A 23,100-nucleotide genomic window follows, 5' to 3' on the forward strand; every position below is an offset into this window, starting at 1 on the left:
ATTTTCATTGGGCGGACAGCATGTCCGTAATACAGTACACCTGGAGCGTTTAGCGCGCTCCGCCCGAGTGCGGCGGAGACGTGACCGCCGATTGATCATGGGAATTTAATTTCAACAAAGTCTACGCCAATGGTAGTAATTTCTGAAGAGCATGCATAAGATGGACGCTATGTCCGACAAGAGATAAGTCGATCTGAAATCATTCGCGAAGGAGCGAGCAATGCTGAGCGGTTCCCTTACAGCCACGATGAAGGCCGTCGTATTCGACGAAGGGTCATCCTGGAGCCTGGAGCAGATCTCCATTCCCGTGCCCGGACGGGGCGAAGTGCTGCTGCGTCCGATACGCGTGGGTGTGTGTGGGACGGACGAACACCTCCTTCATGGAGGCTTCATCGCGAAGTTCCCACTGATACCGGGCCACGAGATCGTCGCAGAGGTCGCGGCCTATGGCGACGGCACGACCGGCCCGGCCGTTGGCAGCGAAGTGGTCGTAGACCCGACTGTATTCTGCGGCGACTGTCCATCGTGTAAGAGAGGACAGCCAGGTTACTGCGCCAGTTTCGGATCGCTCGGATGCGACCGCTCGGGCGGCTTTGCAGACTATATGATCGCCAGCGCATCAAAGATCTTTCCCACGGGCGGTCTCCACGCCGACATAGCAGTGCTGACCGAGCCAACTGCCTGCGCCCTGCACGGAGTCGACGTGCTGGCCCTCAAGCCGGCTTCCGACGTGCTGATCTTTGGCGCAGGTCCGACCGGCCTCATCCTCGCCCAACTGCTGCGAATGGCCGGCGCAGCGCGAGTCACCGTCGCCGCCCCCACTGCCTCCAAGCTCGCCGTCGCACTTAAGCAAGGAGCGAACCACGCCGTTCAGATCGACCGCGCGAATCCGGACGCCGCCGCCGAGGAGTTGCGGCGAATCGCGCCTGAGGGCTTCGATGCGGTTGTCGAGGCAACCGGATCTACATCGGTACTTGAGCTCGGCCTCAGCCTCACCCGCAACGGCGGCACAGTTCTCGTCTATGGACTCGCCGGAGAAAACGCCCTCGCAGCTGTGAAACCCTACGAAGTTTTCAGCCGGGAACTCACCATCAAAGGTTCATTTGCCCAGGCCAACTGCATCGGGCGTGCCCTGTTCGCGCTTCAGTCCGGCCAGATCTCGACTGCCGGGATTGTCACAAGTGTCGTCAATCTCGACCAGTTTCAGACCGCCCTCGATAACCTGCACGATTCCGAGCAGATCAAGTCGGTCGTAATTCCCACTCGTCCCTGACAACCCACACGAAGCCGTGAGGCAGTTCCAGGACAAAACTTAGGAGCAAGTCTGTGAAAACAACCCGCAAAAACATGATTGCCAACGTCAGTGTTATCGCGGCCGTATGCGTGTTCGGATCGGTCGGACTCACAGGATGCGCAACGGCATCCGGCGCCGCCGGCGACCGCCCGATGAAGATCGGAGTGACGGTCGCCAACAGCACCAATCCCTTCTTCCAACAGGAATCCAAGACCGCCGAAAGCTACGGCAAGTCGGTCGGCGCCGAGGTCCTCTCTCAGGTGGCCAATGAAGACGTGCAGACCCAGTCGAACCAGATCGACCAGTTCATCACTGCCGGGGTCAAATTCATCGTGATCGACGCCGCCGACACCGACGGCGTCGGGCCGGCCGTCAAACGCGCCGTCAGTGCGGGCATCCCCGTCATCGGCGTTGACAACCAATCCAAGAATGCCACCGTCAACATCACCACCGACAACAAACAGGCAGGCGAGATCTCGTGCCGTTCCCTGGCCGACAAGCTGGGCGGCAAAGGCAAAATAGCCATCCTGAACGGTACGCCGGTGTCCGCCGTTGACGATCGCGTCACCGGCTGCAAAGGCATTCTCGGTCAGTACCCCGACATCAAGATCGTGGCGGACCAGCGGGGTGAAAACAGCCGTGACTCGGCATTGCCCATCGCCACAGATATCCTGACCGCAAACCCCGATCTTGACGGCTTCTTCGCTATCAACGACCCGAGCGCCGTTGGTGTGCAGCTAGCGGCCGAACAGAAGGGCGCATCAGTCGTCATCACGTCGGTCGACGGTGCCAGCTCGGCCACAGACGCGATCGCTGCCGGGGGTCTGATCACCGCAACTGCTGCGCAGGACCCTGCAGCGCTCATGCGCCAGGCCATTGATCTTGGGATCTCGATCGTGAACGGCAAGGAGCCTGATCAGAAAGTGATCCTCGTTCCGACGGAACTCGTCGACGCCTCGAATGTCGCCAAGTACAAGCCGTGGGGCTGAGAGACCTTGACTGACATGCTGGCCCCGCGAGTGGTTGCTCGCCTCCGGGGAGTGACAAAGTCGTTCGACGGAACAACTGTAGTAAGAAATGTCGACCTTGACTTCCGCTCGGGTGAGGTCCACGTGCTCGCGGGCGAGGACGGCGCAGGCAAGTCGACGCTGACGAAGCTGCTGGCAGGTATCCATCAGCCCGATCACGGCACGGTAGAGATCAACGGCCAGATGGGACCGTTTGATGTCAAGTCTTCCCGTACGGCCGGAGTTACGCTCGTCCACCAAGAACTCCTCATTGCGCCCAATCTGACCGTCGCCGACAACCTCGCAATGGGGCAGGAGAACCGCAATCGGTTCCGCGGCCTCGATCGAACTGCGACTTTGGAGAACGCCCGTGCGCAGCTCGCCCACATCGGCGCGACCTTCCCGGTCACGATGCGAGCGGAGGAACTTACCGTCGCTGATCATCAGCAGATCGAGATCGCCCGTGCCCTCGCGCAGAAACCGAAAATCCTGATTCTCGACGAGCCGACGTCCGCGCTGTCCTCCGCTGAGACTGAGCGGCTGCTGCGCATCGTGGACGAGCTTCGCCGAAACGGCACATCCGTTATCTACATCACGCATCGAATGGAGGAGATCGAAGCCCTGGCCGATATCGTCAGCATCATGCGCGACGGATCGCTCGTCGAAACGATGCCGAAAGCCGAGGCAACCCCGGATGCGATCGTGCTCAGGATGGTGGGCCGAAAGATCGACTCGCTGTTCACCGCGGAGCGACTGGAGCCTGGGAGAGTCGTTCTTCGGGTTGAACAACTCACCAACGGAAAAGACATCGGCCCGATTGATCTTGATGTGCGGGCCGGTGAGGTTGTGGGAATCGGAGGCTTGATCGGATCCGGTCGGAGCGAGTTCGTGCGCCTCATCTTCGGAGCCGACAGAGCAAGTTCCGGCACCGTCTCGGTCGACGGGTCCCCGGTCAACGTGACCGGGCCGGGCTCGGCGGTACGCGCCGGGATCGCGCTGCTCCCTGAGAGCAGGAAGACGCAGGGGCTTGTGCTTGACCAATCGATCGCCGCCAATATCGTGCTCGCGAGCCTCGGTCACATCTCCTCTGCTGGAGTCGTAACGCCCGCAGCAGTAAAGCGGGTTGCCAGCAAAGCGCAGAAACGGTTGGGGATCAAGTCGGCCTCACTCGGCCAAGAGGTGACCACACTCTCCGGCGGCAACCAGCAGAAAGTGCTGTTCGCGAAGTGGCTGGAGACCAAACCCAAGGTCCTGATTCTCGACGAGCCCACCCGTGGGGTCGATGTCGGAGCCAAAGCGGAGATCTACCAGATCATCAATGAGTGCGCTCATGCGGGCGTGGCGGTCCTTGTCATCTCGTCCGAACTGCCGGAGCTGATCGGACTCAGCAGCCGCGTACACGTTATGCGCGAGGGCCGGTTAGTTGCAGAAATCGACGCCCAGAGCCTTACCGAAGAGGCCGTCATGAACCATGCTTTCGGGATCGCCCAAGCGACCCAGGCTTAGACCATTAGGAGACCAGTTACCGTGACCATGTCCCAGCTTCAATCGCCGCCCTCCCCAGTGCTCGACAGAGTCCGTCCGGGGCGAGGCATCGTCCTCGCAGCCCTCTCCCGAAGCGGACTCGTGGGGATCAGCGCCGCGCTCGTTTTGCTCGTGATAGTCATGGCATTGATCGCCCCGTATTTCTGGAGCGTCAACAACCTGATCGAAGTCGTCCGTCAGGTCGCGGCGATCGCCATCCTCGCCGCGGGGGGCACATTCGTCATCCTCACGAGCGGGATCGATCTCTCTGTCGGTTCCGCACTGGGTGTGACGGCCATGGTCTCCATCGTCATGGCCAACTCGGATGCGCCGTGGTTCATCGCGGTCGGCCTCGCCCTTATCGCCGGCGCGGTCATCGGCGCCATCAACGGCCTTTTCACTGCCCGATTTGCGTTGCCAGCGTTCATCGTAACGCTTGCCGCACTCACCTACCTGCGTGGATTTGTCTACGTTGGCACCGGCGGCACCACCCTCGTTCCGGAAAACGTGACCTTCTCCTGGATCGGTCAGGGACAAGTCCTAGGCATCCCGATTGCAGCCCTCGTCCTGATCGCGGTGTACGTCCTGGGCTGGTTCCTACTTGAGCGAACTGTCTTCGGCCGCCAGGTCTACGCGATCGGCGGCAATTCCGAGGCGGCCCGACTGAGCGGCATCCCGGTACGACGGATTATATTCAGTGTTTACGTCATTTCCGGTCTCTGCGCCGGAATTGCGGGAGTCATCGTGTCGGCACGGCTTGAAAGCGCCGTTCCTGATCTCGGAAGCGGCTACGAACTCAACGCGATCGCAGCAATCGTGCTCGGGGGTACCTCCCTGATGGGTGGCAGGGGGTCATTGATCGGTACTCTCGTCGGTGCGCTGTTCATCGCTGTGCTCTCAAACGGAATGACCTTGCTGAACGTGCAGTCGTTCTATCAGCAGATCATCATGGGTGCGGTCATCCTCCTAGCGGTCTTTGTCGACCGCCTACGTCGCGGAACATCCGTCGCCTAACCGGTTCTTACACCAGCAAAGGACATCATGAATGGACTAGTAGTCGTCGTCAGCCTCAGCCCTGCAAACGGACATCGCGAAAAACTCCTCGCCGTTTGCCGCAAATACTGGCCCGGTGTGCAGGAAGAACCCGGATGCGAGCTATTCGCCCTCCACGAGGGCCCAGACTCCTTCATGGTTATCGAGCGCTGGTCGAGTCGCTTGCTCTGGGAGCAGCACCTTGCCACGGCTGATAACGCCGCCCTCAACGCCGAGCTGGCACCGCTTCTAGCAGAGCCCGCGAATGTGTGGCCGCTAACTGCTGTGCCGATCGGTGACAAGTCGAAGGCAATCCTGTGATTCCTAGCGACGCGTAAGGCTAGGTCCGTACCCGGTCCACGCGAGATCACGGACTACTTGGTCAGGAAACATAGGCCGACATCGCTACTTCACCGCGCGGCCAGGATAGAGGTAGTCGCCCAAGATGGTCGTTTCACTAGACCGGGCCTCGGGCCATCAGAGGGCGCGGTATCCGCCGGTGACTGGACCCGGCGCGCGATGTTGAACCGCCGTGAGGCCCGACCGAGCTGTGGAGTGCGCCGGTACAAACACCTAGAAGGGAGCCAGGGCTCAGCGCCGGCACCTTCCAATTCCGGTCCTGGCCTTACTCTCGGGCGGCATGATCCTGGTTTCGCGAAGTCCATTTTCGTCAGCTAATTACTGGAGAGGGCGGCCAGGAAGCGGGCGTTGATTTTGCCGGACGGGAAGAAATGGGATGCTCAAGATTTCGCCGCCAATCCCAAGGACTGGAGGACGCGTCATAGGTGCCATCTCACATGCCTTGGCTGCGGCTCCCGCGCCTTCTTTCGGCACACTTCCAGGCGTGGGAGCCAGCATCCTTTGATGCTCGGCCACGTCGGTGGACCTGCCCCTCATTGCCTACAGCCACGGCGTCTTCAAGTACCTGCAGTAACGGACCCGGCTTGCGTCGGCCGGCACAGGACCGAAGCTCAATGTTTGGGATGCAGGCTGAGGCGGTCCACGCCGTGCATGGCGTCTGCCGCTCGCACTAGGGTCAGATGGGAGAAGGCTTGTGGAAAGTTTCCCGCCATCCGCTTTTCCTTCATTGAATATTCTTCGCTGAGCAGGCCCAGCTCGTTGGCGAGCCCGGCCAGCACGTCCATCAGGTTCCTGGCGTCGGCCCAGCGGCCTGACCGCGCGTACTGTTCTACTAGCCAGAAGGAGCATGCGAGGAACGCATGTTCTCCCGGTTCCAATCCGTCTACTCCTGTTTCGGTGCGGTAGCGCATCAGCAGGCCCTCGGCAGTGAGCAGCTCCTTTTCCAACTGGTCAACCGTACCGAGCATGCGCTCATCGTCGTAGGCAAGGAAGCCAACCTGCGGCAAGGCCAGCAGAGCAGCGTCCGTCTGCCGACCGCCGTAGGTTTGGGTGAAGGAGTTGAGGTCCCGGTTGAATCCGAGATCCATGATTTCCGCGGCCAATCCCTCACGGAGTTGCTTCCAATGCTCTGCCGGTCCAGCTAGGCCATGATCGCGAACAGCCCGCACTCCGCTGTCAAAGGCGGCCCACATCATCACCCGGGAGTGGGTGAAGTACTGGGCATCGCCGCGCATTTCCCACAGGCCGAAGTCTTTGTCCTCAAGGTGATTTTCCACGGATCCGAGCAGCGCACGCTGGAGTGCCCAGGAGAAGTGGTCTTCCTTGCCTCCGGCGAGCCGAAGCCTTTCAAGTGCCACCATCACCTCACCGACCACGTCAGCCTGGTACTGGGACACGGCAGCGTTCCCGATTCGCACCGGCCTGGAATTCTGGTATCCGGGAAGGTGGGGGAGCTCCTTTTCCGTCAGGTCCCGCTCACCCCCCACGCCGTACATAATCTGCAGGTCCTCCGGATCGCCCGCGAGTGCACGTAAAAGCCAGTTGCGCCACTTCAGCGCCTCCGATTCATAGCCATGTGTCAACATGGCCTCCAACGTCAAAGAGGCATCGCGCAGCCAACAGTAGCGGTAGTCCCAATTGCGTGACCCACCAAAATCTTCCGGTAGGGATGTGGTGGGCGCAGCGACAATGCCGCCTGTCTCGTAGTGGGTGAGCGCACGAAGCACAAGCAGCGAACGCTTCACTGCACTGCCGTATTTGCCGTCATCGCGGCAATTTCCTGCCCAGGTGGTCCAATAGGCCACAGCCAGTTCAAGGGCGGCATCGACATTGACGGCCGAGGGCACATCCTCGTGCGAGGGGAACCATGTCAGTTCGAAGTCCACGTTCTTCCCCTGTGCAACCCAAATTTCCCCGGCATGCCGGTGACCTTCCGCAATCGGAAGATCTTCTCCCCGGAGGGCCAGGGCGTCCGGACCCGACATGGCCAGGAGAATCTCCGCACCCTGACCCGGCGCGCTATCACGGACCCGGCTCACCCAAGGCAACACGGTGGCGTATTGGGGTCGGATTCTAATCTCGTGGCGCATGAGGACCGTCCCGCTGAGTCCTGTCATGCGACGGACAAGACGCGAACGGTTGTCACCCACCGGCATGAAGTCCGTCACCAAGACCTTGCCGGCATCGGTCTGCCATGTTGTTTGGAGTACAAACGTCGAGTCGACGTAGTGGCGGTCAATGACCACGGCCTCCGGCGCGCTCGGCGCCAACAGCCATCGACCATGTTCCTCACCCCCGAGTAGGGCAGCAAAGACCGCGGGCGAGTCGAAACGCGGGAAACACAGCCAGTCAACGCTGCCCCGCCGCGAAACAAGAGGCCCGGTGTGAAGATCGGAAAGCAGCGCATAATCCTCTATTAGTGCGGCCATGCTTCACTAAATCACGACGGGCCGCAATCCACATAGGCCTGTCTTCCCCTAGCGCTTTGATCTCCATGTGCCGCCGTCTGGGCCACCGTGCCGAGCATCTGGCCCTAGGAATAGAAGGCCGAGCATTGGTTTCCTACCGCTGACGAGCTGTTAGAGCAAGGCCTCGGAGGACGAAGTCCACTGACCTCGGTGGCTGCTGGGAGAATCTTCGGTAGTGGGGCGTCTCAAGCATGGGTAAGTCGAAGTCCGGGAGTGCAGTCGAAGAATTCCGGCTGCACGACGCGTGCAAACGGAATAACGAGCCATTGGTTGCCGTAGAACTCCACGTAGGAGTCGGCGGGGCAACGTGCAAAGGCTTCTTCGCGAGTCATCGTGTGTTCCCTTCAATAGTGTTCGAACGGGTAGGGTTTGACCCGAGCCGCGTCATCCAAGCACTCCAGCACTGCGACTTACGGATGCGAGCGGGATGTCGCTGTGCTGTTAGTCTTCATGATAACCGAAATTTTCTACCAAAATATAGTCTTGGGAAGAAATTTCCCATTACGGCACCCATGACCGCAAAGCCGGGCCGGATCTCTCCCGGGGCGACCACGGTTTCGGCTGGGAGATAGCGGAGGCGACCGGAACCATCCAGGTCCCCGCTGCGACGGAATACCGGTTGTTCGACACATCACCTCTGCCGGTAACCAAGCACGAGCCGTCCGGCAAGTCACGCCGCAGCTTCGTCCGATGGGCCAAGAGGATACAGCGTTGGGCGTTGGCATCCTCCTTGCGGGCCTTCTTGACCCCTGGTAGCTGCCATCGCCCCGCCCGTCTGGCTACCTGCGTCTGGTCATGCAAGTTCCCTCGCTATAGCCCATGAAAGCTCTGACGCGAGGAAAATACCGAAATTCCGTTCCGGAATGCTTCGGGCGCAGAACGCAGAGTTGCCGCGCCCCTGTCGGGGGCGCGGCAGTCGCGGTCGGTTATTCAAAATCTGTCAGAAAAGGGTGTGCACAATGTGCACACCCCGGGCGTCGGACTCGGCCGTACTAGTGCCGGATCGGGCCGGATTCCGTTTGTTACCGGGGGAGCCCACTGTTTGCAGGGGCTGGAATGCGGTTCGAGTCCCACCTCGGGCACAGCATGACCCCTCGTCAGAGGGGTTTTTTGCTTTAATGTGTTGACATAAACCCTCCACGGGTACCTCTGACGCTGTCCGCGGTCTCTACCTGGCGCCGCGGTGGCCTGTGAAGTTCTGTGGGTGGCGGGGTCAGGGTCCTGGCTAGTGGGCCCTCCGCCTGCTGCAATCTAGGGTTATGGGTCGTCCTTTCTTGCTGTTTCCGATGGCCAGGTGTTGGCCTTCACTCATTCATGGCCAAGAGCTGTGGTGACGACATGACCAAGCCGAATCCTCTTCGACGATCTTCCTTGGATAGCTGCTTTCTGCGAGCCAGGTACGGTGCGCTCATCGCGTGTTTGTCCGGCCAAAGAGGGTGTGCACATTGTGCAGACCTTGTCCACGGGCGGCTTTCGACCTGCTCTTTGATCCCCTCCACCTGGTTCTTCTGACAGAAGATCTCTGTTTCCGGCGACATGACTTTGCGGCCCAGTTCGACAGTGTCATTGGACGTTCCGGGTTCAGCGGGAACGTCTTTGGGGCATCTGCGGCAGGCGAACGAGCCGTCGACAGAGTTCAGGTGTGTGGGATCCGGACCTTCCGTCGATCAGTCATACCTGTCCATGACTGGGAGGACGGCTTTCGACATGACTTCCTGAATGTGCTTTCGTACCTTGGCCGGCCTCGAAGCCCCTTGCGCATCTTCAGTGGCCGGCATTTACGGCGACCGGAGGGTCAGGACGTGCCGACTTCGCGCTGGTGCTTGGTCGCGGTGTAGCCGCGGGATTCGGAGGCGAATTCCTTTTCCTGCAGCTCGACGCAGGCGCTCATGCCTTCACGGGCGTAGCCGTGGGCGAGGTCGAACATCGAGTAGTTCAGGGCGTGGAAGCCGGCCAGGGTGATGAACTGGAAGGTGAAGCCCATGGCGCCGAGTTCACGCTGGAACTTGGCGATCGTGGCGTCGTCCGGGTGCTTGCGCCAGTTGAACGACGGCGAGCCGTTGTAGGTTGCTTCCACAGCTTCTCGGAGCCGCGGCCGGGCGAGGGTGGGTTCTTCGGAGACGCGGCCGTGGAGGCGGACGACATCCGTTGCCTTGTAGTCATGGGTCACACCCCTTCCCGGGGGTGGCGGCCCACTCGAACTCCAGTTCGCCGGCCTGCTCTTCGGGCGTCTGCTGGGTGGGCTCGAATGCTGCAGGCATCTCCTTGATTGAGCTCCGCATGAATCCTGAATCGGTCAGTCCCGCTTCCTTGCGGGGACGGGACTGGGCTTCTGTAGGCAATACTTTTCTGCACTTCCTCCGCACTTACTAGTGCTAAATCAATGCCCACCCGGGTGGCCTGCAGAGTCCACCCGGGGAGGTAGTAGCCAGCCACACCATGTGTGGGGCGAGACTGAGATCGGTCCTCGTTGTGGCTGGAATCACAGCCGAACGGTGAGGAATGTGCAGCACGTGTCTCCGCGCCTCAACATACAAAGGAGTATAAATGGAACGGCTCATTAACATCGATAACGGTGGGACGCTGACCGATATTTGTGTCTGGGATGGTGAAAGTTTTTCGTTCACGAAGACGCTCACCACGCCTTTCGACCTCTCGCAATGTCTCTTCGACGGCATGGCCAAGGCTTCCAAGGAAATCTTCGGTGAAGAAGATCTTCCGGGACTCTTGCACTCCACGCGTCACATCCGGTACTCCACCACCCAAGGTACAAATGCGCTTGTGGAGCGTAAAGGACCCCGGATCGGGATCCTCACAGATAGCCCCGCCCTGGCCGACGAACTTCGCAAGGGCGACGCGGCAGCGGAGCTGTTCGAAGAACTCGTCGGGACCCGCGTAGCGGTCATCAATTCCGAACAAGGAGGGGACGCGTTATCGCAGGAAATCGTCAAGCACGTTAATCGATTGACGACCGATGGTGCGGCCAGACTTGTGATCGCCATGGCGGACAGGGAAAAGGAAAAGGCCGTCAAAGGTATCCTGCTGCGAAAATTCCCCCGGCATTTGCTGGGGTCAGTGCCTATCCTTTTCTCTTGGGAATTCACGCCCGACGCCGTCCGGGGGCGGCGCGTTTGGTCCGGAATCATCAACTCGTTCCTGCACCCGACCATGGAACGCTTCCTGTACAGCGCCGAGCACCGGTTGCGGGATCACAAGGTCAAAAACCCGCTCCTGATCTACCGCAACGACGGGGCCTCCTCACGTGTGGCTAAGTCAGTGGCGTTGAAGACCTATTCTTCCGGTCCCCGGGGCGGGCTGGAAGGAACCAAGGCGCTCTCCGAGGCCTACGGACTTGCACACGTGCTCATGATCGACGTCGGCGGGACAACGACTGACGTCGGTTCGGTGAAAAACTCGACCATCTCGACGGACCGCCGGGGATCCATCCAGGGTGTCCCTGTCTCCTTTGAGATGAGCAACGTCCACTCCAGCGGAGTGGGAGGCAGCTCCGTCATCGCCCTCCGCGACGGCGTCATCACGGTCGGCCCTGAGAGCGTCGGGGCCGCACCGGGCCCGGCATGCTTTGGCTTCGGCGGCAAGCAGGCAACCATCACCGACGTCAACCTGCTCCTGGGGGTCCTGGATCCGGACACCTACCTCGACGGAGGGTTCAGCCTTGACGCCGAGCGGTCGCGGGCAGTCATCACCGAAGTCATCGCAGACCCGCTCGGCATAACGGTGAATGAGGCACTGATTCGAATGGAGGCTGCCTACTTCGAGCGCCTGTCTCAGTCCTTTGCCTCCGACGTCGAGGATGCAGACGCCACCACGGTTGCTGCCTTCGGAGGCGCCGGACCGATGAGTGCCTGCGGAGCCGCACGGATCGCGGGCGTTCGCCGAGTACTGGTGCCAAGAATGGCTGCGGTCTTTTCAGCCTTCGGAATCGGCTTTTCTGATATTGCACAGACCTACGAGGCCAACGTGGCCGGAATGGGAGCCGCAGAGTTCGGCGAAACGAAAGACACGCTTCTGGCCCGTGCGACGCGGGACATGTTCCAGGAGGGCCATGGCATCGACGAATGCCGGCTTGAATGGAGCATCGTGCTTGAAGACGCCGAAGGACAGCTGATTTCGGAGCTCCCGCACCTGGAATCCGATCCGCGGCCCGGCGCCAGCGAACACAACACCATGCTGGCCCTGACGGCACGCTTCGAACTGCCGCACGCGTCGATCAGGCGGACCGAATCCGCGCTCGAGACACCCGCCGTCGCCACCGCCACCCGAAAGGTCCGCTCCGCTGTGAACACGGTGGACGAGGTCCCGGTATTCGGGCTGGAAGGCCAGGTACCGGGGGCAACAGCCGCGGGCCCGGCCATCGTTGAAGGCCCTTACTTTACGGCCCGTGTGCCGCAGGGCTGGAGGTTTGACGTGACTGTTTCCGGTGACCTCATGCTCACAGACACAATCCAGAACTGACCATCACACAACTATTTTGAACGAAGAACAGGTGAGACACGCTATGCGGATCCCAATGACCGAATATCTGATCATCGATCTCGACACGGAGCGATGGACCTGCAAGGTCTGCAGCCATGATCTCGGGGACGCGAGAGGCAACTACAAGGAGGGAACCCTGGTTTATGACCGGGACCCAAGGGAAATCCACCAGTCGATTCTGGACCCGGAAAAGTACGAATTCACGTTTGCTCCGGACCCCTCCTTCTGCCGGATCCTTGAATTCTACTGCCCGGGTTGCGCCACGCAGCTTGAAACGGAATATGTGCCGCCAGGACACCCGCCGACCGTGGACATGCTCTGGGACATCGACTCGCTCCGCGAAAAGTGGGACAAGCGCGGGACCGATCCGGCGTCCGTCATCAACTACGGCCCCGGTGAAGAGGCCGTTGCCGACTTCAGCCCGGCCCTTGGCTCCTACAACAGCCTCTCCCCGTCCGCACCTCATTCGCACAGCTAAAGGAAACCACTGGTCATGAAACGAATTTCCGTTGACATCGGCGGTACATTTACCGACTGCTTCTTCGCCTGGGACGGCCGGTATGTTGAAGCGAAGGCGCTGACAACCCACCACAACCTGGCCCAAGGCTTCAACGAAGCCCTCGACCTTGCCTGCTCGCGAGCCGGGCTCGACCGTGATCTCGTCCTTGCGGAAGTCGATTCGGTCCGCTACGCCACAACCCTGGGCACCAATGCACTCATTGAAGGCAAGGGGCCGAGGGTCGGGGCACTGGTAACCCACGGATTCGAGGACACCATCCCGCTCTCCCGCGGCCGCGGCTACGGGGAAGGTCTGGACCCTTCCAAGCAGCAGAACATGCCCGACGCGACCCGCCCGGATCCGCTAGTGCCCCGGAGCCTGATCCGGTCGGTCAAAGAACGAATCAACTCGGCGGGCAAGATCGTCGTTTCCCTAATGGAAGACGACGTCCGCACTCAAGTCCGCGAACTCGTGGACAACGGTGCCGAAGCCATTGTGGTCTCATTGGTCAACTCGACTGAAAATCCGGTCCACGAACAGCAGATCCTGGACATCATCCTGGACGAGTACCCGGCCCACGAACTCGGGGCCATCCCCGTTCTGCTGGGAAGCCAGGTGTCCGGCCGGAAAGGCGAATATGTGCGGGCAACCTCCACCATTGTTGACGCCTTTCTGCACGAGATCATGTTCCACGCACTCGGGCAGCTGTCCAACAACCTGCGCGGGTCCGGATATGACAAACCCATGCTTGTCATCCACAACTCAGGCGGCATGGCACAGTCGAATTCCACCGACGCACTGCAGACCATCCACTCCGGACCGATCGCAGGAGTAGGTGCTGCCCAGCACCTGGCGGACAGCACGGGTTTGGGTAATGTCATTTCCACGGACATGGGAGGCACGTCCTTCGACATCGGGCTCGTCCCCGAGGGAGGGGTCAAGCACTACGACTTCCAGCCGACTATCGGACGCTGGCTGGTCTCCGTTCCGATGATCCACCTGTTGACCCTGGGCGCCGGAGGCGGTTCGATAGCAAGCTATGACCGAATCCACCATTCGGTGCAGATCGGGCCGGAATCCGCCGGTTCTGACCCCGGTCCTGCCTGTTACGACCGTGGCGGACTCCGCCCGACGGTCACCGATGCTGACCTGGTCCTGGGATACCTAGATCCGGACAACTACGCCAACGGCTACATCAAGCTGAACAAGAAGCGCTCCATCTACGCTATTGACGAAGCTCTCTCCGATGAACTGAATATGGACACCGTTGCGGTTGCCAAGATCATCAAGAACGCCGTCGACGAGCAAATGGCCATCGGCATGTCGAAGGAACTGCGCGTGCGGGGATATCTCCCGGAAGACTTCACCATGCTGGCCTATGGCGGCAACGGTCCACTGCACGCGTGCGGCATCGCCGACCACGCAGGTATCCGCAAGATTCTCGCCCCACCGTTCTCCTCGGTCTTCTCAGCCTGCGGAGCCGGCAACATGAAGCCGCTCCACATCCACGAGCGGGGCTCACATGTGGTCCTCTACAACCCCACGGACCGTAGCCTCTACAAGAGCTACGACGAGCTCAACCGCGTCATCCAGGACCTCGAAGCCAAGGGCCGCGAAGACCTGATCCGACAGGGCTACAACTCTGACGACATCCGTCACAGCCTCGAGATGGACCTGCGTTACGGCAACCAGCTGGTGACCACGGCAGTCGTCTTCGACATCAACCGGGTCAACGGCGTCGCCGATGTACTTCACCTCATCCGGACGTTCTCCGACATCTACGGTCAGCGGTACGGTGCCGGCAGCCAGGCACCCGAGGCCGGCATCAGGGCACAGACTGTTCGTGTGTCCTCCTACGTGGAGGGTGACGTGGTCAAGTTCGATTCAATCGACTCCGGGCAGGACCGGACCATGCCGTCCCCCATCGGCACGAGGCAGGTCCACTTCGTGAAAATCGACGGAGCCGTTGATACGCCGGTCTACGACGCCGAGGCGCTGCACCACCAGCACGTCATCCACGGCCCGGCGATCGTTACTACCGAAAACACCACCTACCTCGTCGAGCCGTCGTGGCGCCTGGAACCGACGTCCCAGGGTGCCGTGTGGTTCCTCAAAGACTGACACCGTGCCCCACGAACCTCACCACGACCTTCCAGCTATTCCCATTGAAGGAGCCAGACAGCAATGACGCTTACAGCAAATGAAACCAGCACCGCCGGAGGAGCCGACGACGAGTCGCAGCCGCTGACTGCCCAGGAGCAGCAGTGGGTGGACCAGTTCATGGACGACACCACCCTATTCCTCGGCCCCGACCCGGCCATCATGCGCAGCCACCAGATCACCTCCCGTTCGGCCTATGAAGAGGAGTGCATCTCCAAGGGTGTGGACCCCATCCAGGTCGACCGAATCCGGAAGCGGCTGGCCGGTGCCCTGGATGAGGGCTACGAAATGTGCGAGGCCATGGGAGCCGCCCCCGGTGCGAAGTGGGGGGATCTGACGACGGCGATCTACACCGCAGAAGGGGACGTCACCTATCTGTCCTGCCACGGAGTCATCGCGTTCTCCGCGATCCTGCACCACCCGATCCGGTACATCATGAAGTACTGGAAGGACGAGCCGACGGTGGGGATCAACCCCGGCGACGGATTCATCCATAATGATGCCCGGTACGGGAACGTCCACAACACCGACCAGTCGATGATTACTCCGATCATGCGCGATGGGCAGATCATTGCGTGGGTCGCGGCGACCATCCACGAGGGTGAGAACGGTGCCTGCGAGCCCGGCGGAATGCCGTCCGGCTCCGAAACACCGTTCGATGACGGATTGCGGATGTCGCCGTTCAAGATTGTTGAAAAGGGCGAACTGCGCCGGGATCTGCTGACCTTCCTGCAGCACTCAGTCCGCGACCCCAAACTGCAGCTGGCCGATATTAAGGTCAAGATCGGTGCAGTCCAGCGAATCCAGGAACGCGTCGACAGCATCATTGACGAAGTGGGGATCGAGACATTCGTGGCCGCCCTTCGAGTGACGGTGGAAGACGTGGAGCAGGAAGTCAAACGCCGCATCAGCGAGCTTCCTGATGGAACCGTGACCTTCAACCAGTTCATGGACTCCACGCTGAAAGAAAACATACTGATCAAGTTCGCCTGCAAGGTGACGGTCAAGGGCGAGAACATGACAGTCGACCTGCGCGGGACCGGCCCGGAAATCCTTAACCGGGCCATCAACTCCCCGCTGTGTTCGGTCAAATCGATGATGATGCAAGCGATCCTCGCGTTCTGGTGGCCGGACCTGCCAAGGTGCACCTCGGCGATGTCCCCCATCGATATCATCTCGGATGAACACACTTGGGCCGACGCCGGTTACGATGCGCCGATGGGGCAGTCACTGCAGGCCTCTTTCCGGGGATTCTCTGCCCTTCAGACAGCGTTTGCCAAGATGCAGTTCTCCAACCCGGAAAAGTTCTCCAATGTGCTGGCTCCCTGGTTCAACCAGATCAACACGTTCCTGTGGGGAGGCTTGACCCAGCACGGCGATCAGGTGGGCAACCTGTGCGCGGACCTCAACGGCATGGGCGGCGGGGCCAAGGCGTTCCGCGATGGTGAAGATGCCGTCTCCCCGTTGTTCTGTGCCATGGCCGACACAGCTGAACAGGAGGTCATGGAAGAGGAGGTTCCTTTCATGCAGCTTGTCAGCAAGCGGATCGTCCGCGACAACCAGGGCTTCGGGAAAAACAGCGGCGGCATGGGCTACGAGATGATCGTTGCCGCCGAAGGAACACCGATGTGGGGCTTCATGACCGTTACGTCGGGCTCCAAGTTTTCCTCTGTGACAGGGATGTTCGGCGGCTACGGCTGCAGCACCAACCCGCTGGCCATGGTCAAGGGCATCAACATCTACGACATCATCCGTAAGGACTCCAGCCAGTTCGATTTGTCGATGGAACGAATCATGAACGAACAGCCCTATGAAGGCGGGAAATACACCACCGCCCACATGGGTCTTCAGTTCGACGTCGCCAAGGACGGCGAGCTGTACATGATCGCCCAGGGCTCCGGCGGCGGCTACGGTGACGTTTTGGAACGCGACCCGGAGTCGGTGGCCAAGGATCTGGAGCTCGGCCGCATTTCGGCGCATGTTGCCACGAGCATCTACGGCGTTGTCTGGAATCCTGAGACCTTCGTGGTGGACGAAGAAGCAACGCTTCAGCTGCGCCAGGATGCCCGGCGTGCCCGCATCGCCCGGGGCAAGCCGTATAAGGAGTTCCTCGAGAGCTACGTGCAGTCTGAGCCGCCGAAAGACCTGCTCTACTACGGGTCCTGGGGGGACGACACCGACGAGCTGACAGCAACGCACTTCACCAACAACGGCGCGGAACGGGTCAAGGCGACAGTGGACAAGCTGCCGCTGATCATGCTTCCGGACCGCCGGGAAGTGAAGATCGGCCTGTTGGAGGAGAGGATCCGCGAACTGGAAACGAAGCACGGGGAACTCATCCAGCGCAAGTCTTAGCCCTCCAACGTAATCCTCATTCAGTACCCGACCCATTCAAGAAGCCTTCAGCGCCGTATCCTCCGCATTCCAGGACGGTGCGGCGCTGAAGGCGCGGAACAACAAATCTCTGGAGAGAGACGCCATGACCAAGACCATCACCACTCCTGCCACACTTATTGCCGCTCCTCAGTCGGGTCGGCCAAAAGCCGTGCTGTTCGACCACCACGACTACGCATCTTCCGTAATACTCCGCGGAAACGATGTGCCTTGGAACAATGCCACAGCCTACGCGGCATTCTTCGCCCAGGCCCAAGGGCTTCTTAGGCCGGATGCAGCGCTTTTGGACTTGACGCGGCTCTACGATCATCTGACCGCCGGAAATACCAGGCTGGAGACGACAATGGCAGCCAGATCCCGGACGGGGTACGCGCTTCGGACCTTGTTGGCAGACAACGATACAAACAAGGCGGTGCTTGAATTCGCCACGGTGTTCGCGCAGACGTCCCGTCAGCCGGTGGTCGTGCGTATCCCCTCGCCGATGGAGTGGCTCATCAGTACACACCGCTTCGGGGGCGCTGACGACGTCGGCGACCTGTCCGCGGACGACGCCGAGAACGCGTCGATGTACGTCAGCGACTGGTTACGTTCCTTCGCGACGCTGCCGGTCGCCGGTCTCTTGCTGGATAACCGAACGCCTGACGAAGGGCGCCGACGCGTGCCCGTCGCATTGGAGGCCTATACGCCCATCGCCAACGTGACCAGCAATTATCGATGGACTTTGGGGCAACTGGACGACGCACAAGTGCAGTTGCAGGGCGACACTCCGGTGGGCGCGTACATCCCCGGAAGGTTTTGGCTGGATGCGGACGTACAGCTCCCGCCAGCAGACTTCTACTTCGCCGAGATACCAAGTTCAGCACGGCCGGAAGACGTGCTGTTGCGCCTCGACGCCCTCGGGTAGCAGACCGCAGCCTGCCGGCCCATGCATGGCAATTTCGCTGTTCAATCTGAACGCAGCAAATGTCTGCGGCGCGCTTCGTCGACACAGCCTTGGCGGTCGCCGACGCCAAGGCTGCTGAACAGATTCTTGAGATACCACTTCACCGTGTTAATCCCCAAGTGAAGTTCGTGGGCGATCTCGCGATTGGACCGGCCCTTGTCAACCAGGAGCAGAATAGTCTGTTCTCGTTCTGACAAACCGGGCTCTGCAACTGCCAGCATTGGCGACCCGCTGTAGTGTGCTGCTGCGCTTCGGGAAGGGGAACTGCCGCGGTTGACGGCTGCATTTGAATCCAGCCGGATCAGGAGGCTGAGAAACCCTCCGAGATCTGGGTGGCAATCGTAGTTCACCGTGCCGAGCCTCAATTTTTCAGAGACAGAGCGCACCAGTTCGGAGCAGGCGGCGCCGCCGTCCAGTACTGGCCTGACAAGGCCTAACCTGCAACATGTGTTGAGCGCCGGCAGGACGGTCTCTTCAGCCTCGTAATGGAGTCCTGCCTGCTGGAGCGCAGCGGACAACAGTAGGCGGGCGTGCAATTCCGACCGTGGGCCCAAGTAGGCCGCGGCCCTTTCCAGCAGAAGACGGGCTGTCTCGACGGCGGAGAGGTGCTCTGGAGTAGCTGCGACAGCGGGCGCGGCATCGGCCAGCGCCGCACGGATCTGGGTAGCCAGGAAAATCTGGTAGCTGGATTCGGACAGTCCTTCCAGCCGTTGTCCCGGAGTACCGTGCACTACGGGAACGCCCGGGGCGAGGCCCGGTTGGAATGGCTTGGGTCTGAGGCCCATATGCACTCGTTCAAGATTGATGACGAGTTTAAGCCTCGGAAGTCCCAGGCTGTCGGCTACCGAGTCGCCTTCATCGAGTATCTCAGCAGCCTTAGACGAGTCTCCACGAAGTTCCTTGATTCTGGCGAGAGTGGCAAAGGTGGAAATCATGAAGTCGACGACTCCGCCTTCTGATCCCAGCTCATGTGTTTCCTCAAGAAGCCTTTCAGCTTTGTCTAGCGCGCCACGTTCGTAAAGTAGCTGGCCTTTCATTGCTCCGGCCAGTCGGGCTGCGTGCGAATGTCGTCCGGCATGGCTTCGTCCCAGATCGACGGCCATGTCGAATTGCTTTTCGACCTGATCCATGTCGAGCAGAGCGTAGGCTGCCAGACCCGCAAAGCAGTGTCCGTAGACATTGCTGAATGGGCCCGAGACTTGGTTATGGAACTTGTTCGCCCAAAGTTGCTGTTCCAGTGCAAGTTCATACTGGCCGTCGTGAATTTTTTTGAACGTCGACAGATTCGCACCGACGGAAACGATCCAAGGTCGGAGCCTGCTCGCTTGGGCGAAGCACTCTTCATCCAGTGCTCCAACTCGGCTCACATCGTCGCCGTACATATCAATGCAGCTCTGGACCACGAGGCTCTCAACTTCGAGTTCAAAGCGGTCGTCGTCGCCTAATGTCGCATCGGAGGACATCACCGCTCGGGCCTGATCGAGGGCGATCTGCGCTTCCGCGGCGAGGTGAAGCAGCGTGTTTGCCCACGCTATGGCCATCTGGAGCCGGGCCTGGCCAGCAACACGATCAGCCGGGATTTTGCCGACGAGTGCAAGCAAGGTAGCCATACTTGAATGTTCCACCAGCCACATCGCACGGGACTCCACGATTTGCACGGCGAAATCCACGTCATGTGCGGCCAATGCATGGTCGACGGCATCGCTTGGAAATCCGTTCTCCGAATACCAGCGCGCTGCCGTCAGATGCAGCTCCTTGATACGACCCGGGTAGTCGCGCTCTAGGCGTCGTCGCAGATAGTCCTCGAAAAGATGGTGATAGCGGTACCAGGTGCCGTCCTCGTCAAGCGGCTGCAAAAACAAGTCTTGGGCCTGGACCTGTTCGAGCATGGCTTGGCCCTGTTCCACACCCGACAGCGCGGACGCGAGTCCCGCGCAGAGCCGCTCCGGAACAGAAGAGGTCAGAAGGAAGTTCAACACATCAGGTTCCAGAGTGTTGAAAACGTTCTCCGCCAGATACTCACCAATCGACTGATGCGCTCCGGACAGGCGTTCGATCAGGTCCGAGGCCTCCCGATGATCGCGCAAAGAGAGGGACACCAGTTGCAGGGCAGCAATCCAGCCTTCCGTTGTCCGATGGAGACTGGCCACGTCGTCTCCATCAAGGTCCAGACGGTTGATGTCTACGAGAAATGATTGGGATTCCGTCCGGTCGAACCGCAACGAGACGGCATCCACCTCAACCAGCTGGCCGCGTACCATAAGGCGCCCGAGCGGGAGCCCTGAGCGGGTTCGGCTGGTGATGATGAAGGACAGATGCGCCCCTCCGGCGTCCAACAGGCGTTCTACGACGGCAAGAGTGCGCTTGTCGGTGACCAGATGCCAGTCATCCAACACGACGACTATGTCCTCACCGCCTTCATCAATGGCATTGACAAGAGCCGGGATGACATACCGTTCTGCGTCATCGGGCCGTTCTTCTAGCAGCTGCTGCAAGTCCTCATCGAACTCCGGCCTTGCCCTTCCGATGGCCTCCAGTAAATGGGACAAGAACCATACGGTGTTGTTGTCATCGCGGTCCAGGGAGAGCCACACGCTCGTGCGTCCTTGTGAGGACAGGACCTCCGTCCACTGGGCCGCCAGAGTGGATTTTCCGAAGCCTGCCGGTGCATGGATCAAGGCAAGGCGCCAACTAGGCTCGGCGGTGAGAAAACCCGTTAGGCGCGTCCTGGGAACCCATTTCCCGACAGGTTTCGGGGAGCGGAACTTGCTTGAAGCACCGGGCGGAACTACCGCCATCTGCCACCTCCTTGTGGGCCCACGTACGCCGAAACGCTGTATACCCTCTAAAATCCTATGGCAACAAATGTTTGAAAAACACCGCAGTCACCTTCTGGTCGTTCGGCCGGGATTCAGTCCGGCTGCCGCATCTCCCTCAGGACCGTCTCCGCTACGCGAAAAGACTCAAGAGCAGCAGGCGCGCCACAGTAGATCATTGTCTGCAACAGTACTTCCTGTATTTCCTGCTCGGTCACACCGTTTCTGACTGCACCGCGGACATGTCCTGCGAATTCGTGGGGACGGTTGAGTGCCGTCAGCATCGCAAGATTCAGCATGCTTCGCGTCTTCAGATCCAGCCCCGGCCTGGACCATACCTTTCCCCACGCGTACTCGGTGACCAGGTCCTGGACTGGCTGGGAAAAGTCGCTGGTCTGTCCAAGGCTGCATTCGACATGGGCTGCACCCATGACATGGTTGCGGATCCCTAAACCCGTGTCGTAGCTCTCCTGATGTGTTCCGGAAACTGTCACCAATGTGCATCCTTCTTTTGATGGCTGCTTAGTGGCCGGCCGACGTGCCAGATACCTTTGAGGACGCTGAGGCATTTGGTGATGCCCGTGCCCCCCATGTTCTGCACGACGGCCCGGCGCGGATTCGCCAGCTGCATGTCGCCGGCGGTCCCGGTGAGCTGCATCGCGGCGATGACGTGCGGGGATACGCCCGTGGCGCCCAATTCGTGCAGGTCAGAGTCCAGGGAAACCGTGAACTCTGCTTGGGTCTTCTCGCGGATTTCTTCCAAGGTGGCCCCCGGCGCAAGGTGGGTCAGGGTGAGTTACCGGGACCACGTCCCGCAGCGGGGGCCGCGCCGGATTTCACCTTAGATGTCCTGCCGTACACAGCTTCTCCTCATTGAGCTGACAACGCGAGTTGTCCTGACGTGTTCCATCACGTGGAAAATGTTCACCCACCTCGCCGGCCGCTGGTGGTGGCTTTTCGTGTCCGGCCAGGCTCCACTTTCGGCCTCAGGTGCTTGTCTGTGGCCGCATCCGGACCAAGCTAGGGCCGAAACTCAATAACTCCCGCTTCTAAGGCCGGGCGTGCAGACGAAGAACCTCGGTTGCTCGACTGGTGCGAACGGAACTATTAGCCACTGATGGCCGTATAGCTCCACATATGAATCGGGAGGGCAACTATCGTAAGCTTCGTCGCGAGTCATCTCCGGGCCCCGTATTTCCGGAATCGGTCCGCGCCATTCATAGCACCCTTGACTAACAAGCCTTGGTAACTCCGGAAAAGAGGAGCCGTGGGAGCCTCACAACTGTCGATGCTGACGAACCGTTCCATGGCTACTCCCTCGTATGCTGCGTCGCTTTGAAACCGCTGGTGAGGGTCCCGACGCCCTGGTTGGGAGATGCGCCGTTCCCTGTATTCAGTCTGGCTCCGAAGGCGGAGTGGCCCACAACTACCTTCCCGGGTGAAATAATCCGGTGAAGGCAGCCTACCCGGGTGGGTCGAGGAGTAGTCGTTCTCCGGTTAGGGCTCCCGGGCGAAGATTACCGATAAACATATTGGCCCCGACTGGAAGCCCCTGTGATTGAGTTGAGTTATGGCCGTACCTATAGAGGACTATGCGTTCCTATCGGATCTCTCTACCGGGGCTCTAATCTCCCGGCAGGGCGGGGTCGACTGGCTCTGTCTTCCCCGCTTTGACTCCGCATCAATCTTTGGTGCGTTGTTGGGGAGTGAGGAACACGGACGATGGCTGCTCACGCCCAATGACCCGGATGCTCACGTCGTGGAGCGCCTTTATGTGGACTCCACTTTCGTCCTTGAAACAACTTGGAAAACTTCCAGGGGAAAAGTCCGAATTACTGACTTCATGCCTGTAGGAGAAGGCCGTTCATCGCTGATGCGTAGAGTTACCGGCGTGAGCGGAGCCGTCACCTTGCGTCAGGAGTTGAGGATCCGCCCGCGTTACGGCGCCGTATTGCCGTGGATGAGCCGTCGTCGAGTGAACGCCACGCCAGAGGGATCCGAAGTATTGTTTGCTATGGCTGGCCCGGATGCTTGGGGCGTTGAGGGGGCGCCATCTACCCCGCGCCCATGATCATGGGCACGTAGGGGAATTTGAGATTAAAGCGG

The 23,100-nt window shown here is 60.3% G+C and carries 15 protein-coding genes and 2 pseudogenes; 11 read left to right on the forward strand and 6 right to left on the reverse strand.

The features are described 5' to 3' along the window. Positions 1-220 precede the first annotated feature (220 nt). From NIBR502772_RS11670 to NIBR502772_RS11690, 5 genes are all read left to right on the forward strand, one after another. A complete protein-coding gene (locus tag NIBR502772_RS11670) occupies positions 221-1,273 on the forward strand; it encodes a zinc-dependent alcohol dehydrogenase family protein (protein WP_141140307.1) in 1,053 nt (350 codons plus the stop codon). 53 nt (positions 1,274-1,326) lie between these two features. Next, the gene (locus NIBR502772_RS11675) at positions 1,327-2,283 is read left to right on the forward strand and encodes a substrate-binding domain-containing protein (protein ID WP_141140308.1); all 957 of its coding nucleotides are present in this window, start codon (positions 1,327-1,329) and stop codon (positions 2,281-2,283) included. A gap of 51 nt (positions 2,284-2,334) precedes the next feature. Next, positions 2,335-3,807, forward strand: coding sequence for a sugar ABC transporter ATP-binding protein (locus NIBR502772_RS11680; protein WP_210412282.1), 1,473 nt, complete (start codon positions 2,335-2,337; stop codon positions 3,805-3,807). Between the two features lie 120 nt (positions 3,808-3,927). After that, the gene (locus tag NIBR502772_RS11685) at positions 3,928-4,839 is read left to right on the forward strand and encodes an ABC transporter permease (protein ID WP_198011549.1); all 912 of its coding nucleotides are present in this window, start codon (positions 3,928-3,930) and stop codon (positions 4,837-4,839) included. A 27-nt stretch (positions 4,840-4,866) separates the two neighbouring features. After that, entirely contained in the window at positions 4,867-5,178 is a 312-nt protein-coding gene (locus NIBR502772_RS11690) for a putative quinol monooxygenase (RefSeq protein WP_141140310.1), read from the forward strand. Between the two features lie 650 nt (positions 5,179-5,828). Here NIBR502772_RS11690 and NIBR502772_RS11695 read toward each other — a convergent pair. The 3 genes and pseudogenes from NIBR502772_RS11695 to NIBR502772_RS22935 form a co-directional block, all read right to left on the reverse strand. After that, on the reverse strand, positions 5,829-7,646 hold the full coding sequence (locus NIBR502772_RS11695; RefSeq protein ID WP_141140311.1) for a glycoside hydrolase family 15 protein: 1,818 nt from the start codon (positions 7,644-7,646) through the stop codon (positions 5,829-5,831). Positions 7,647-9,486: 1,840 nt separating this feature from the next. Then, positions 9,487-9,753: pseudogene (locus NIBR502772_RS11700) on the reverse strand (isocitrate lyase); the annotation flags it as partial. Between the two features lie 91 nt (positions 9,754-9,844). Continuing rightward, a complete protein-coding gene (locus NIBR502772_RS22935) occupies positions 9,845-9,967 on the reverse strand; it encodes a hypothetical protein (protein ID WP_256370753.1) in 123 nt (40 codons plus the stop codon). 265 nt (positions 9,968-10,232) lie between these two features. Here NIBR502772_RS22935 and NIBR502772_RS11705 point away from each other — a divergent pair, with 265 nt between their 5' ends. The 5 genes from NIBR502772_RS11705 to NIBR502772_RS11725 all read left to right on the forward strand — a co-directional run bounded on the left by NIBR502772_RS11705 (position 10,233) and on the right by NIBR502772_RS11725 (position 18,139). Next, complete coding sequence (locus NIBR502772_RS11705; protein ID WP_141140312.1) at positions 10,233-12,161, forward strand: hydantoinase/oxoprolinase family protein; 1,929 nt, start codon at positions 10,233-10,235, stop codon at positions 12,159-12,161. 55 nt (positions 12,162-12,216) lie between these two features. Continuing rightward, a complete protein-coding gene (locus NIBR502772_RS11710; protein ID WP_246848479.1) occupies positions 12,217-12,660 on the forward strand; it encodes an acetone carboxylase subunit gamma in 444 nt (147 codons plus the stop codon). Positions 12,661-12,675: 15 nt separating this feature from the next. Then, positions 12,676-14,802, forward strand: coding sequence for a hydantoinase/oxoprolinase family protein (locus tag NIBR502772_RS11715; protein ID WP_141140314.1), 2,127 nt, complete (start codon positions 12,676-12,678; stop codon positions 14,800-14,802). A gap of 63 nt (positions 14,803-14,865) precedes the next feature. Further along, positions 14,866-17,196, forward strand: coding sequence for a hydantoinase B/oxoprolinase family protein (locus NIBR502772_RS11720; RefSeq protein ID WP_141140315.1), 2,331 nt, complete (start codon positions 14,866-14,868; stop codon positions 17,194-17,196). A gap of 124 nt (positions 17,197-17,320) precedes the next feature. Further along, on the forward strand, positions 17,321-18,139 hold the full coding sequence (locus NIBR502772_RS11725; protein WP_141140316.1) for a hypothetical protein: 819 nt from the start codon (positions 17,321-17,323) through the stop codon (positions 18,137-18,139). Positions 18,140-18,180: 41 nt separating this feature from the next. Here the strand turns inward: NIBR502772_RS11725 and NIBR502772_RS11730 are convergent, their stop codons facing one another. From NIBR502772_RS11730 to NIBR502772_RS11740, 3 genes and pseudogenes are all read right to left on the reverse strand, one after another. Further along, positions 18,181-20,772 carry a LuxR C-terminal-related transcriptional regulator gene (locus tag NIBR502772_RS11730; RefSeq protein ID WP_168223531.1) on the reverse strand — a complete coding sequence of 864 codons (2,592 nt, stop codon included), beginning with the start codon at positions 20,770-20,772 and terminating at the stop codon, positions 18,181-18,183. 317 nt (positions 20,773-21,089) lie between these two features. Further along, positions 21,090-21,488 (reverse strand): carboxymuconolactone decarboxylase family protein, encoded by a 399-nt coding sequence (locus NIBR502772_RS11735; RefSeq protein ID WP_210412283.1) that lies wholly within the window; start codon positions 21,486-21,488, stop codon positions 21,090-21,092. Continuing rightward, positions 21,485-21,697, reverse strand: a pseudogene (locus NIBR502772_RS11740) (hypothetical protein); the annotation flags it as partial. The gene NIBR502772_RS11735 and the pseudogene NIBR502772_RS11740, both read right to left, overlap by 4 nt. An 867-nt stretch (positions 21,698-22,564) precedes the next feature. Between NIBR502772_RS11740 and NIBR502772_RS23085 the strand changes: the two are divergent. Further along, the gene (locus NIBR502772_RS23085; RefSeq protein WP_371706661.1) at positions 22,565-23,065 is read left to right on the forward strand and encodes a trehalase-like domain-containing protein; all 501 of its coding nucleotides are present in this window, start codon (positions 22,565-22,567) and stop codon (positions 23,063-23,065) included. Positions 23,066-23,100 lie beyond the last annotated feature (35 nt).

This window comes from Pseudarthrobacter sp. NIBRBAC000502772 (assembly GCF_006517235.1).
Classification (GTDB): domain Bacteria; phylum Actinomycetota; class Actinomycetes; order Actinomycetales; family Micrococcaceae; genus Arthrobacter.